The sequence below is a fragment of the Hymenobacter terrenus genome (genome assembly GCF_000972495.1).
Lineage (GTDB): Bacteria > Bacteroidota > Bacteroidia > Cytophagales > Hymenobacteraceae > Hymenobacter > Hymenobacter terrenus.
In genome coordinates, this window is the sequence record NZ_LATM01000014.1 from 81,437 (window position 1) to 94,758 (window position 13,322).

At 54.4% G+C, this 13,322-nt stretch carries 10 protein-coding genes and 1 pseudogene; 3 read left to right on the plus strand and 8 right to left on the minus strand.

Annotation, left to right across the window (positions count from 1 at the left end; all coding sequences use genetic code 11):
• Nucleotides 1–36 precede the first annotated feature (36 nt).
• The 3 genes from WX88_RS27830 to WX88_RS16715 all read right to left on the minus strand — a co-directional run bounded on the left by WX88_RS27830 (nucleotide 37) and on the right by WX88_RS16715 (nucleotide 3,118).
• On the minus strand, nucleotides 37–900 hold the full coding sequence (locus WX88_RS27830; protein WP_197076815.1) for an AraC family transcriptional regulator: 864 nt from the start codon (nucleotides 898–900) through the stop codon (nucleotides 37–39).
• A 386-nt stretch (nucleotides 901–1,286) separates the two neighbouring features.
• On the minus strand, nucleotides 1,287–2,027 hold the full coding sequence (locus WX88_RS16710; protein ID WP_046245538.1) for a LytR/AlgR family response regulator transcription factor: 741 nt from the start codon (nucleotides 2,025–2,027) through the stop codon (nucleotides 1,287–1,289).
• Nucleotides 2,024–3,118 (minus strand): sensor histidine kinase, encoded by a 1,095-nt coding sequence (locus WX88_RS16715; RefSeq protein ID WP_052732776.1) that lies wholly within the window; start codon nucleotides 3,116–3,118, stop codon nucleotides 2,024–2,026. Before WX88_RS16715 ends, WX88_RS16710 begins: the two co-directional genes overlap by 4 nt.
• Nucleotides 3,119–3,795: 677 nt before the next feature.
• On the opposite strand from WX88_RS16715, the gene WX88_RS16720 reads away from it, so the two are divergent.
• Nucleotides 3,796–3,978 carry a hypothetical protein gene (locus tag WX88_RS16720; RefSeq protein WP_046245539.1) on the plus strand — a complete coding sequence of 61 codons (183 nt, stop codon included), beginning with the start codon at nucleotides 3,796–3,798 and terminating at the stop codon, nucleotides 3,976–3,978.
• Nucleotides 3,979–4,133: 155 nt separating this feature from the next.
• On the opposite strand, the gene WX88_RS27835 is transcribed toward WX88_RS16720, so the two are convergent.
• The gene (locus WX88_RS27835) at nucleotides 4,134–5,039 is read right to left on the minus strand and encodes a nuclear transport factor 2 family protein (protein WP_156176202.1); all 906 of its coding nucleotides are present in this window, start codon (nucleotides 5,037–5,039) and stop codon (nucleotides 4,134–4,136) included.
• 142 nt (nucleotides 5,040–5,181) lie between these two features.
• Nucleotides 5,182–6,141 carry a T9SS type A sorting domain-containing protein gene (locus WX88_RS16730; RefSeq protein WP_156176203.1) on the minus strand — a complete coding sequence of 320 codons (960 nt, stop codon included), beginning with the start codon at nucleotides 6,139–6,141 and terminating at the stop codon, nucleotides 5,182–5,184.
• A gap of 585 nt (nucleotides 6,142–6,726) precedes the next feature.
• Here WX88_RS16730 and WX88_RS32125 point away from each other — a divergent pair.
• Nucleotides 6,727–6,879 carry a peptide-methionine (R)-S-oxide reductase gene (locus tag WX88_RS32125; RefSeq protein WP_156176204.1) on the plus strand — a complete coding sequence of 51 codons (153 nt, stop codon included), beginning with the start codon at nucleotides 6,727–6,729 and terminating at the stop codon, nucleotides 6,877–6,879.
• Between the two features lie 160 nt (nucleotides 6,880–7,039).
• Here the strand turns inward: WX88_RS32125 and WX88_RS16735 are convergent, their stop codons facing one another.
• From WX88_RS16735 to WX88_RS29525, 3 genes and pseudogenes are all read right to left on the minus strand, one after another.
• Nucleotides 7,040–8,473 (minus strand): hypothetical protein, encoded by a 1,434-nt coding sequence (locus WX88_RS16735; RefSeq protein WP_156176205.1) that lies wholly within the window; start codon nucleotides 8,471–8,473, stop codon nucleotides 7,040–7,042.
• Between the two features lie 728 nt (nucleotides 8,474–9,201).
• A pseudogene (locus tag WX88_RS31470) lies at nucleotides 9,202–10,284 on the minus strand (aminotransferase class V-fold PLP-dependent enzyme).
• Between the two features lie 9 nt (nucleotides 10,285–10,293).
• Nucleotides 10,294–10,479 (minus strand): hypothetical protein, encoded by a 186-nt coding sequence (locus tag WX88_RS29525; protein WP_052732780.1) that lies wholly within the window; start codon nucleotides 10,477–10,479, stop codon nucleotides 10,294–10,296.
• A 247-nt stretch (nucleotides 10,480–10,726) separates the two neighbouring features.
• On the opposite strand from WX88_RS29525, the gene uvrA reads away from it, so the two are divergent.
• A complete protein-coding gene (gene uvrA / locus WX88_RS16745; protein ID WP_046245542.1) occupies nucleotides 10,727–13,270 on the plus strand; it encodes an excinuclease ABC subunit UvrA in 2,544 nt (847 codons plus the stop codon).
• Nucleotides 13,271–13,322 lie beyond the last annotated feature (52 nt).

Below are 13,322 nucleotides of genomic sequence, written 5' to 3' on the forward strand. Positions count from 1 at the left end.
TTCGCAGCAAGGTGTAAATTCTTCCAAATCAAATTTTTAATTACGGAATTGCTGCCGAAACTGGAGCGGCGTTAAGCCAGTTACCTTTTTGAACAGCTTACCGAAATACACGGCTTCGTCGTAGCCAACTTCGTAGCCAATATCCTTCACGCTGCGTTCGGTGAAGTACAGCAGCCGCTTGGCTTCGAGGATGGCGCGCTGCTGGATATGGCTCGAAACCGACGCCCCGGTTATCCCTTTGATTGTATCGTTCAAGTGGGCCACTGACAGCGCTAGCGCAGCCGCATACTGAGACGGTTTTTTCCACGTGCTATAGTGGCGGTGTAGCAGTTGAGTAAATGTTTGCTCGATGAAAGTCGCACAACGCTTCGGTTTTTTCGAAATCGGAGGGTGGTTCACTAGTTGGCCAGCCACTAGGCTGAGCAGGGCTCCCAACAGGGATTGGGTCGTTCGGCCCGTGTAGGCCTCTGCCTTCCCCGAATGCAGGTCCGACAGCAGGTGCAGCAACGCTAGGACTTGCTCATAAAAAGCTGTTTGCGCAGTCAGGAGCAATGGTCCCCGCATGCCCTTTGCCAATACCATTTCAACCTCTTTGTCCATTAGCGAGGAGTCGAAGCTGATGGTCCATCCTTGGGGGTCAGTAACCTGGAGGATTTGATGCACTTGCCCGGGCAGAATGACGAGTAAGGCCGGAGCCGTCACGACTATCTCTTCAAAGTCGAGGGTCAGGTTGAACCAGCCCTGCGTGGCTAGCACCAGCAAATAATGCGCATCCCGGTGCGGGCCCGAACTATTGCAGTCGTTCTCACTAGTCAGGTTCTTCAAATTTTTAATGAGCACGCCTGCTCTCGCCAAAGGCGAAAGCGCGGACTCGGGTAGGTATTGTAGTTGCGTTTTCAAGGCTCTTGATAGATAAGTGAGAGGTGTGTTTGAGTTGCTAATAACCGCTGCTAATCGCTGGCAGCGGAAGCTATTTTCTGGCGCTAATTCCGACCAGGAATAAGGTGCTGAAATTGCTCTGGGGCGAGGTAAAAAAGTGTGATACTGTTGGGCACAACCTAAAACCATGGGGCGTGAGCGCCACATAGTTCTTGCATTATGTTGGTATGGTTGAAGGTTAGCGAAAGGAAGCTCCGAGCCCCTTCTGGCTCGAAGTGGACTTACACATTGATGGCAATTAAAATTATTAATTACTGTCTATCTGACACTTAATTATAAAGCCAACGCATAATCAGGCTACGGACAAGCGTAGATGCCTGTGCCGCAGGTGCTGAAACTAATGTCTCCTACGTCTGCTGTTTATTAGATTTGAACACCCGGTCCAGCAATTCCTGCCGGAAACTGCGACCAAGAGGCAGGGTCTGTCCTGCTGACTTTACCATGTTCCCCTCGATAACATCAATCTTCTGAAATGCTACCACGTAGGATTTGTGAATGCGCACAAACTTATCGGTTGGCAGTCTCTCCAGAATAGCGTTTAGCGTCTGGTGCGCTATCAATTCCCCAGAGCTCATCTTTATGCGAATGTAGTCTTTCAGGCTTTCAACATACAGTATGTCGCCGAGCGATATACGAACCAGTTTTTTGTCCACCTTCAACCATAAATCATTATCGGTGTCGGCATCCGCAGTGCCGGTGCTCATGCTATCCCCAATAATAACGGGCTGCTTGCGAGTTATCAGGCTGGTCACTTTGCTCATTGCTTTCACAAAACGGTGGAAAGACACTGGCTTCACCAGATAGTCGACTGCCTCTAGCTCAAAGCTTTCCACCGCATAATTACGATAAGCAGTCACGATGATGACAGCCGGTTTGTAAGTCAGTGTTTTTATAAAATTCAGCCCATTAAACAATGGCATTTCAATGTCTAAAAGAATCAGGTCAACCTGATTGCGCTGCACGAAGCACAGGCCCTCTACTGGGTCGATGAATGTACTAGCGGGCGCAAAGCCTGCAAACCGGCTTAGATGCGCTTGCAACACTTCGATGGCCAATGGCTCATCATCAATAATAGCACAAGTAATCAACTCAGTACAAGATATAAGTGAGTAGTAAATCGATTATGAGTCCGCTCCTGAGTCAGGGAGTAATTGGTATCGTAAATCAGCTCGAGCCGGCGTCTTACGTTGCGAAGTCCTATTCCTTTGGTATTCGGGGGCGTTTCACCGCAGGGATTGGCGACGAGTAGGCTAAGTCCGTTACCGGTAAGTGTTAAGCTGATGGCAATTCTTACCATAGGCCCGATGCTTTGCATGCTGTGTTTGAAGCTGTTTTCAATAAAGGGCAGCAGCAATAAGGGCGGCAGCATCACCTGGTCGCAATCGCCGTTTATTTCAAAATCTACGTCCAGCTGCCGGCCGAAGCGAAGAGACTCCAAATCAATGTAGCTTTTGATGTAAGCAATTTCTTTTAGCAGTGATGTGCGCTCGTGTTCGGTCTCGTAGAGCACGTAGCTCATTAATTCTGATAGTTTCAGTACTACCTCGGGCGCCAGGTCCGACTTCTTGATGGTGAGGGCATATAGGTTGTTGAGCGTATTAAAAAAGAAGTGCGGCTGAATCTGTGATTTTAGTAGAGAGAGTTCCGTTGCTAGCTTTTCCTTTTCTATTGCTTCGGCTTTTTGCTTTTGTACAAAATGGTCCTTTGATAGCTTGATACCGGAAGTGAGCCCAATCATTGCCATCATAAAAAACCCTTTGTACACAAAACTAGCCGCCGTGACCCGGGCACTTGGTTCAAAGTTTACGGGTATCCACTTGTTCAGTAGCAGGGTTATAAATAGCAATAGATTGAGCACGTTGAACACCATCGCAGTTAAAAACACAACTGACAAATAGCTTAATAGGCGTCTTTTATAATAATAATTCGGCAGTAAAAAATAGAGATTGAGGTAGCAAGCTGCAATAATAAAGGGCACCCGAAGCGTGAAGCAGGCAATATTTTCATGCAGCGCTCCTGACAAATATCCAATCGATATGGCGTTGATTACATACAGTAAAGTCCAGAGTATTAGATGAGAGGTTATCCGCTTGGATACCAGCTGCTGAATCCAGGCTGGCCGGGTGCCCGACTGGTAATCAGCAGGAGCAGCAGGCTGCTTAAGGGCGGCGGGAGTCATATTTTTTTCAGATTAGTTAATACAGAAAAAAGGACGCAAAATGATAGAAACCTTATCTCTCAAACAAGCACTGGAACACTTCTTCAAATAAGAGGCGAAGCCTGAATAGAGCAGTAAATTGGGAAGTAGCTGATGTGAACACCTCTTTTTTTCGCTGAACGACAGTTTGCCGGCTACAAACGAACAGGAGGAAGCGCTTACCAGCAATTTCGCCCAAATAGGTCCTTGTCAATCACAGACTACTGTTTAGCAAACAAGCTTTCGGACTCGTAAATCGGGCTTTTGATTTGGGGAAAACGTTTACTCCCATGAACAAAAATAGCTTCCAAACCGGCCAACTTATTTGTAACACATCTTTTTTAACTACTCGTATTTAAATATTTACTGTTTCTGAATATTCTTCCTGTTATTCATGCGAAACTCGCGCTTTGCAACAGCTCAAACCGCAGGAATTATAACGGTGAAAGGCTCGCTGCTGAGTGAAGCTGCCAGGCCTTGGGAATTTGCCACTGTGGTTCTTGTGTAAGCGAAGGACTCAGCCGTCGTCAATTCAACCCTCAGCTTCGAAGCGGGCTTGTTCGAGTTCACCCAACTTAAAGCCGGCACCTACAGAATCAAGGTTATGGCATTAGGCTTTAATCAAGTAAATAGTGAGTCATTCGAGGTGGTGATTTGCGGTGAGCGACATACTGGCTACCAAGCGTACATACTCCGGCACCACTTACCAAACCAACGATTTTCGCGTGCGGCAGCCCCGCGACACCCGCATGGCTCGTCTGAATTCCAGCTATAACTTCGGTAACGGCCAGTTCAAAGCCGCAGAAAACCGGGACGTTGAACGCAGAAAAAGCACGGGTTAAAAACACAAATTAGGGCAGTTGCTAAGGCCCGGCATAGTTGCGTTACGAACGACTATACCGGGCCTTAGCAACTGCCCTAATTTTTATTCAGCCCGCTATAGGGCCGAGTGAACCAGTGCTTTGGCGGAGTGCCCCCGAAGATACTGGTTCATTGCCTAGAAAACCTTGCTTTTATCGACCCCATTAATTGGTTGTAGAACATCCCAGTGCTCAATGGCTTTGCCTGCTTCATCCAGCCTGAGTATGTCAAAGACAATTACATCGGACGCGGGGGGACTTTGAGAATTACTCAGGGTCATTACAAAGTCACCCTCGGCTAGTTTCTGATAATTGGTTCGGGTCACTTTAGCACCCAGACTTTTCAGCCGGAGCAACAGTTGAATGAACGCATCCACGCCATCAGCCAGCGACGGATTATGCTGCGTGTAGGTAAGCGCGCGGCTCTGCCGAACAACGAGCGTATCGTGATTATTAAATGCTTGCAGGTCGGCGGCAACTACAGCGTCACGGCCGCGAACACCGATAGCCGATTGATAATTGACTGCTGCTCCATCGAACATGGTATTGGGGTTGGCGCGCCGCCGGGGCTGCCCTTGCACGGCCGCCCAATGTTCAACAATTTTCCCGTTGTTATTGAAACGCAGCAGCGCAATTCGTGCTACCGAACTGTCCGGTCTAATTTGCTCTTCAATGTGCAAGCCCACCAAATTATTCTGCACTAACGTGCGATGAATAATTAACGGATTGGTGGCTGTACCCTCTCTACGCCCCTGCGCGTAAGCTTTGAGCCCCGCCAACGTAAAATCACTTCCGATTTGGTGCTCGGTATAGGCCGCGTCCACGTACCGGTCTACCGCTGTTTGATCGGAGCTGTACAAAGCCTGGTAAAAGGCCGTGGCCTTCTGCCGCAGCGCTTCTTTCACGAGCGGAGTTGGGGCAGACGATTTATCGGAACAGGCTGTGACCAACAGCAGGCCGAGGCCGAGCCACAAACAGCTAATTAGTGCGGGAGTGTGTGCTGTGAGCAGCATTTTCCGGGCGGATACCAAAGCAATTGACATGAGGCAAATTGAAATGAAATGATAAATGCGCCGCGCAGTTCGGAATTGAAAGCAGCGCCCGCGGCATTCGGTGCTGACAATCGTTTAATTAAAAATCCCGGACTGTGCTGTCCGGGATTTTTTAAACTCAATTGAAAACTGGTTAGCGCTGAATCAGAATTTTCTTCTTCTCCACTGTGCCATCACTGCCTTGGATGACGACGAAGTACAAGCCATCGGTCAGGTGGCTGATATCTACCTGACCATTGATGTTAGTGGTGGAGGCAACCGGACGGCCAGACTTGGCATACAGGTGCACGGCGCTAACGGCAGCCGGGGTGCTGCTCACCACGTCAAGTTTGTTGATGGCCGTATTAGCCGATACCGTAAAGCCCGCTTGGGGGGTGCCCGGCGCAGTTACCCGAACCGTCACGGGGGCAGAGACGGCAGACTCTCCTGAGAAGTCATATATCTTGGCTGTCAGTACATATGTACCAGCGGGCACGTTTTTCCAGGTGTATAGGTACGTGCCGGGTTCGATGGTGTTGGAAATGGTGCCCAATAGGGTCGTACCGCTGTATAATTCGACTTTGTTTTGGAACCGCTCGGGTGCCCCTGAACCTGCACCTGTCAGCACCTGGATGTCGATGGTAGATGGAGCCGAGAAAGCCGCACCGGCAGTCGGGCTGAGAATATCAGCGATTGGAGCAGTTTCTGAGGCCGAGGCTGGCAGTACACGCAAGGATTCGATAGCGTCGTTCCAGGTGATTACGGCTACCGGGGGTATGTTTAGAATGAAATTATTTGTCAGGGAAGAGGCATCGGCCCGCACCACAAGCGGCCGTCCGTCCCGGAACTCATCCCCATCGTAGAGGATGACCTTGTAGCCGCTGCTGACCTTGAGCGAAGAGATGTCATTTTTGGTGATGCCTTTGGCCGCTAATTGGGCAGTGGTATAATCACCCGGCGCCAGGGTCACGGCCTTGCCACCATAATTGATATCCTTATAGAAGGTGGCCACACCCCCAGATGCCGTTGTAGACTGGGCGTTAGTAAGCGCCGGGGTAGCATATGCCAAACCTAGTGCTAATGCTACGGGGTAAAGTTTTGCAAGTGTTTTCATGATGGTTTGATTGGTTAAAAAAAGGATTTAAAAAAGTGGGGAAAGTTGGAAGAGAATGGTAGAAATAGTGTCTTTAAATTGATGCTGCATCTGTGCTCGACTGATGCCGTTTTATTGCGCCACCTCATGCTATAAGCAAGCTCCATTACTTGGCATTCCTTCCGGCCGGCCTGCCGTAGGAGGTTGTATTACACGACGGTTGAGTTGTTATGCAAAGCAAGCGGGGAACCCCGATGCAGTGATAGGTCGAATGCGGGGAATGATAGTCCTAATCGCGGAATTACGGCCAGCATTGGAGCGGCGACAGACCAGTCACCCTGCTGGAGTTGAGGCCAGGGAATTTGGCCTGTTTTGACGGCCCTTCGCGTAACGAGCTTAATAAGCTACTAAAGGTGGGCGCCCATCGTCACTCTCACCTAACTACTGAGCTCTTTCGGACCTGTACTCCAAAAGCTGGCTGCGGGGGACTTGTAATCGCTACCCGTTGAGTTGTAATTGGCGTACCGAGTTATACCCCGGCAGCAGGCAGCCGGTAGCATTCAGAGTCCAATTTAAAAAGAGCGAGACAACGCCTATCGCCGCTCGTTGGAGCCGGGCAAATACACCTGCGCCAAGTGCGATGACCACCTTGGCCATGTGTTTGCCAACGAGCCGGCGCCCGACAGTCTACGCTACCGCGCATTAGTTCAACGTGACTCATTTCAAGTCAATACTACCACGCCAGAGCAATACGCCTGATGGACTGCCACGCTATCGGGCCACGAGTTCAACAGCGTGAGCGTGGAAGGCTGCCTGATGTGGGGTAGCAGTTATAGCAGGAAGCTGTTGAACGTATCGGCGCGGGATCCGGGCCTCTCTATACACTGGTGGCGCAAACTGCCAATGACCAGTAGCAGGGCTATTTAGTGCGGCGGTCCAGTTCGTCTAAATCAGCAGAGCCTTTGGCCGGAGGCATCCACTGCCAGACATGAGCATTCTTGGAAGTATTTATTTTCAAGTAGTTGAGCCGCCATGCATTGGGCACCACGTGCTGACACGGATTATTTACCGCTACGCCGTTCAAACACAGTTGCAGGGGACTTCCGAAACGAGCCCAGGGTACTTCTAGGTACTGCCCGGCACGTAGGGCGCCTATTTCTTGGCCGTTCACCAGCACTTGTACCTCTTCGGCGCCCACAGCCTGGGCCGGACGATAAATGTACACGTAGGCCGTGTCGGGCCGGAGCGGCGTGCGCAGGCTGGGGTAAGAGACAACTGCGCCGGTGCTCATGTCGAGGCCATAGGCCATGGGTTCCGCGGTGTGGTCGGGCACGTTGGTGCGGGCTAGGGCCGCGCCCACAGCACCGGCCACTAGGCCGGCGCGGCCCGCGGCCTGGCTCTGGGCCTGCTCAAAAAATAGGTCCAAGGGCGCCTCGCCCACGAAGGTGAAGAAATTTCCCTGGCGCATCAGCGGATAAAATTGCTTCTCATATTTCACGAAGACCTGCTGTCCATCGCTAAAGCCCCACAAGTCGGGAGGTATAGCGCGCATGCGGCCCCCGGCACGTGTGCGCACTAAGGGCCGCACGCGCGCCACATTTTTCCATTGCACTGTGGCCAGCCAGCTGTGGTAAGTGCGCCGCTTTATAGTGTCAAGGAGAAAGGCCTGGCTGGTATCGGGCCGGTTGGCCAGAAACTGCTCGAAGCGGTAATACAAGCCCCGTCGCGGAGCCTCGCGCAACACGGCCACGCTAGTGCCTCGCCGACCGCTGGCTAGGCTAGCTGGCACATCAACTGGCAGAGCGGCCAGGGTGCGAACAGGGCGCGCGGCCACAGCCGACCAGTCGGCCTGGGTTAGCTGACCCAGGCACCGACTCAGCATCTGGGCCATGTGGGCCGCGTGCTGGTACGTGACTTCGCTTCCTCGACTGCTGGCCTGCGCGGCCACGGACTGCACAAAATGGTAGCCGTCGGGCAGGCGCTCGTACACGTCAGCAGTCATGTCGGCAAGGGCCAGCTCTTTATTGCCGCCCAGAGTTTCAGTCAGCTGCAGGCGGCGCAGGCACAGCACCACAACATGGTCGGTGGGCCGGGCGGGTAATTGGCTCTGGACGAACGCAGTCAACTCAGGCCCCAGGCCCTGCTGAAACTGGATGGCGACCGACTTGCCACCCAAGCCCCGGTAGGCAATGCCGATGGGTGGATTGCCAGCGCGTCCATCTACCACCTGCTCCACAGTCACCACCCGAAGGGGCACGGTCAGGACCTGGTAAGTAAGGTCGAGGTAAAAGATTTGGGCCTGGGTACTCATACTACCCCAAACCATCAAGAATACCAGTAAAAAATATTTCATTAAGCAGCACAGTTTGCGGCCAAAGATGGTCATAATCGAGCAGAAAATCTATTGATTACCCCGTTAAATGATGAATATTCATGGCGAAGCTGACTGACAGCCAGACCTAAGCCGAATCGTTTTTTAAGAAGTAAGCCGAATGTCCGTCCGCACGCTGCGTATGCAGGAAATAGCTCCGCTCTAACTCAGCGGAGCCTTGCACTGACGACTATGCCCAAGCTCTTTCAGAGTACAACTTCGAAAGCCGTCTTAGCGGAGACTACTAGTCCCCGCCAATTGAGCTGTAATTGGCGTACGGGTGGAGTGTAACTACGCAGCAGGTAGCATCCGGAGTACAGCTCCGAGGGAGCAAGCGAGCCAAGCGCGAATAATAGCGTGAGTGATTGGTGTAACCACATTCGCACAAAAAAGCCCCCGCCCAAGCTGGACGGAGGCTTTTACTTTTTTTGCAGAGAAAGAGGTTATTCTTTCGTTAGTTACTGCATCAGATTCAGTCCATTGCCACATACTAGAATAAGGTAGGCACCGGATTGCAGGGCCTCCACATTCACATTTTGATTCGCGCCGCCTTCCACCGAATGGTAAGCCACCAGACGGTCAGCGAAGTCAAGCAGCGTAGCCTCGTACGTGCCCTGGGGCAGGGGGCTCAGCTTGAATAAAACGCCTTATTGTATTCTAATAGCTAAAAGCAACCCCAAAACAATAATAATTACGCTCTATTCACCTGCTTATCCTTTAGCGCGAATGCACTCTTGCAAAGCCTCTATAAACTGGTCGACTTCGTGGTGAGTATTGAAATATCCGAACGAAATGCGCAGCACGCGTTCCAGCGCGAGGGATTTCATCAGTGGCTGGGCGCTCAACTGGCCGGCCCGGAGCACGATGCCAGTATGTTCATTGAACCAGGTTTCGGCTTTTTTGGCTGAGATGCTGTCCAGGGCAAAGGAAATCAACGGCTCTTTTTGCGGAGCGCTGCCAATGATGCGTACTCGGTCCATGGCCAGGAATTTAGCAGCCGCGTAGTGCAGCAGGCCCTCTTCGTAGTCGGATATCTTTTGGCGGCCAATATTGTTCGGATAATCTATCACGGAGCTAAAGCCGATAATCTCGACGAAGGCGTGGGTACCACCCTTAAATTTCTGATAGTCCGACTTGAACGACGAAACTAAACGAGCACTGCTCACGATGTCCACCATGTCTTCACCCAACTGCTAAGGTGGCAGCCGTTGCAGCGATTTGCTGCTGACATAGAGCACGCCCACGCCGCTGGGGCCGCCCATCCTGCGAGCCGAGAAGGTGTAGAAGTCGCAGCCCAGCTCGCGCATGTCGACCGGCATGTGCGGGGCTGCCTGCGCGCCATCGACCAGCACCGGAACGCCGCGCTGGTGGGCCATATTCACAATTATTTTGACCGGATTGATGGTGCCCAGCACATGCGAAGAGTGCTCGATGGCGATGAGCCTGGTTTTGTCGGTAATGGCCTCTTGCAGCTGATTGAAGTCAATTTCGCCGCTGGGGGTGATGGGCAGCACCTTCAGCAATGCCTTGGTTTGGTGGCAGGCCATTTCCCAGGGCAGGTAGTTGGAGTGATGGGCCATCATCGTGATGATGACTTCATCGCCCTCCTTGAGCAGCGCCCGTTCGAAGCCGGTGGCCACTAGGTTGATGCCTTCGGTGCAGCCACGCACGAATACGATTTCGTTTTTTGAGGCGTTAATCATCGTGGCTACCTGCTGCCTGGTATGCTCAAGTTGCTCGGTCATGGCTACGCTCAAGGGGTGGTTCTCATGGGGCTTAGCATACTGCTCCAGGTAGAGCTGCTAAATCCGCTCGACGAGAATGCACGGCTTGTGGCAGGAAGCCGCAGTATCGAAGTAGATAAGCGGCTGGCCATTGACTTGCTGGTGTAGGGCCGGAAAATCTTCGCGGATGCGGGCCACATTATAGCCATCAGGAATGGGGTGATTCACTTCGTTGGCAACACTGAATGCTTGGGCAGTCGGCATAGATAGTAGTAGAATGAAGGAACGGAGGATGCTTACCAGTAGCACTTATACGGTTCATCTACCCACTTTATATCCGAACAAATACCCGTTTGACACCGGTGAAATACCGATTGCCGGCTTCTGGGATTTCGGCCGGAAGCTGGCCATTGGGGCTACTGGCTACGTAGTCGTGCTTTTATCCTCACGCCTTCCCCGGTAGCGGAGTCACGGCAATAGCATCCTACCTCCTATTTCCCGTATTTTCTATATGGCGAAACAACCTGCCCAGCAACTACCCCAAGGCCAGAGCGGCTTCGTCCGCGTGCGCGGGGCCCGCGAGCACAACCTTAAAAACGTCGATGTTGACCTACCACGTGATGCCTTGGTAGTGTTCACAGGCGTATCTGGCTCGGGGAAGTCCTCGTTGGCATTCGGCACGCTGTATGCGGAGGCCCAGCGGCGCTACCTGGAGTCGGTGTCACCGTATGCGCGCCGGCTGTTTCACCAAATGGCCGTGCCCGAAGTTGACTCCATTGATGGGCTGCCGCCAGCGGTGGCCCTGCAGCAGCAGCGCGGCGCGCCCAGCACGCGCTCGTCGGTGGGCAGCGTCACCACGCTTTCCAATTTGCTCCGGATGCTGTACTCGCGAGCCGGTGAGTACCCAGCTGGTCAGGGCATTATCTACGCCGAAGCCTTTTCGCCCAATACGCCCGAGGGGGCCTGCCCCACCTGCCACGGCTTGGGCCGCGTGTACGAAGTCACGGAGCAGTCGATGGTGCCAGACCCGTCGCTCACCATCCGCGAGCGGGCCATTGCGGCGTGGCCGCAGGCCTGGGGCGGGCAAAACCAGCGCGACATCCTCGTAACGATGGGCTATGATGTGGACACACCCTGGCGCGACCTCCCGCAAAAGGACCGGGACTGGATACTATTCACCGATGAGCAGCCGGTGGTGCCGGTGTACGCCGGCTTCACGCCCGAGCAGACGCGGCAGGCTCTGAAGCGCAAGCTGGAACCCAGCTACATGGGCACCTTCACGGGTGTGCGACGGCACGTGCTGCACACCTTCGCCACCACCCACAGCCCGCTCATGAAAAAGCGAGTGGCGCAGTACATGCTCAGCAGCGACTGCCCCACCTGCCAGGGCAAGCGCCTGCGGCCGGAGTCGCTGGCGGTAACATTTGCCGGCCTCGATATCGCTGAGATGTCGCGGCTGCCCCTGAAGCGGCTGGCGGGCCTTTTGCAGCCGTACGCCCAAGGCAAAGCGGGCAAACAGCGGCACGATGCCGAGCACCCCGAGCAGGCAATTGTGGCCCGGCGCATTGCCGAGGACCTGGCCGCCCGCCTGGCGGTGCTACTCGATTTGGGGCTCGGCTACCTCTCTCTGGAACGCAGCACGCCCACGCTCTCCCCCGGCGAGCTGCAACGACTGCGACTAGCCACCCAACTGTATTCCAACCTCTTCGGTGTGGTATACGTGCTCGACGAGCCCTCCGCCGGCCTGCATCCGGCCGATACCGAAGCGCTGCTCGCGGCTCTGGCCGGATTGAAGGCGGCGGGCAATTCCCTGTTCGTGGTGGAACACGATATGAACGTCATTCGGCAGGCCGACTGGCTGGTGGACGTAGGGCCCGCCGCTGGTGAAAAAGGCGGCCACATCCTCTACAGCGGCCCGCCCGAGGGGCTGGAACAAGTGGTGGAATCGCAGACGCGTCGGCACCTTTTTGGTCGCGCTGAAGCGGCAGTAGCCGGCCGGACACCACGCACACCCACCGGCTGGCTAAAGCTGACCGGCGTCACGCGCAACAACCTGAACCAGCTCGATACCGCCTTTCCGCTGGGCGTGTTCACTACCGTCACTGGCGTGTCGGGCTCGGGCAAGTCGAGTCTGGTAAGTCAGGTTTTGGTAGAGTTAGTCGCCGAACATTTGGGCCAGGAAATCCCCGCGGAAGAAGAGGAAGCCGACGTCCTGGACCAGCCCGCCCCGGTCACGCTTGGTGGCCGGGTTACGGCCGGCATGGAAAATATCAAGCGGCTGGTGCGCGTCGACCAGAAGCCCATTGGCCGCACGCCGCGCTCCAACATGGCGACTTATACCGGCCTGTTCGACCACGTGCGCAAGCTATTTGCAGCCACTCCAGCCGCCCGCCAACGGCGCTACGATGCCGGCCGGTTTTCCTTCAACGTGGCCAAGGGCCGGTGCTCAACCTGCCAGGGCGAAGGCTTCGTGATGGTCGAGCTGCTGTTTCTGCCCAGCGTGTACGCGCCCTGCCCCGTGTGCCACGGCGCCCGCTACAACGCCAAGACCCTGGAGGTGAAGTACCACGACAAGAACATTGCCGAAGTGCTGGGCCTGACCGTGGACGACGCCTGGGAGTTTTTCGCGGAGGAGCCGCCGGTGCATCGGGCCCTCACGGTGCTGCGCGAAGTAGGCCTGGGCTACCTGCGCCTGGGCCAGCCGGCCACCGAGCTGTCGGGCGGTGAAGCCCAACGCATCAAGCTCGCCACCGAGCTGCAACGCGTGGGCCGGGGCAACACGCTCTACATTCTCGACGAGCCCACCACCGGCCTGCACCCGGCCGACGTGGAAAAGCTACTGGTGCAGCTCGACGGCTTGGTCGAAGCCGGCAACACAGTCGTGGTAGTCGAGCACGACATGCGCGTGGTAGCTGGTTCCGATTGGGTGATTGACATCGGTCCCGGCGCGGGCGAAGAAGGTGGCCGCGTAGTAGCCGCCGGCCCGCCTCAAGAAGTCGCGAAGAACAGGCAGAGCCGCACCGCACCGTATTTGGCCCGCTTTCTAGCTTTTTAAGTTAATTTCTCAGCGTGCCGAAACGATGTAGAGACGCAACACTTTGCGTCTC

What these genes read in the sequence shown, in the direction of transcription:
- WX88_RS27835 (WP_156176202.1), bottom strand. Translation starts at nt 5,039, where the DNA reads ATGTCAATTGCTTTGGTATCCGCCCGGAAAATGCTGCTCACAGCACAC.
- WX88_RS29525 (WP_052732780.1), bottom strand. Translation starts at nt 10,479, where the DNA reads ATGCCGACTGCCCAAGCATTCAGTGTTGCCAACGAAGTGAATCACCCC.
- WX88_RS16715 (WP_052732776.1), bottom strand. Translation starts at nt 3,118, where the DNA reads ATGACTCCCGCCGCCCTTAAGCAGCCTGCTGCTCCTGCTGATTACCAG.
- WX88_RS16730 (WP_156176203.1), bottom strand. Translation starts at nt 6,141, where the DNA reads ATGAAAACACTTGCAAAACTTTACCCCGTAGCATTAGCACTAGGTTTG.
- uvrA (WP_046245542.1), top strand. Translation starts at nt 10,727, where the DNA reads ATGGCGAAACAACCTGCCCAGCAACTACCCCAAGGCCAGAGCGGCTTC.
- WX88_RS16735 (WP_156176205.1), bottom strand. Translation starts at nt 8,473, where the DNA reads ATGAAATATTTTTTACTGGTATTCTTGATGGTTTGGGGTAGTATGAGT.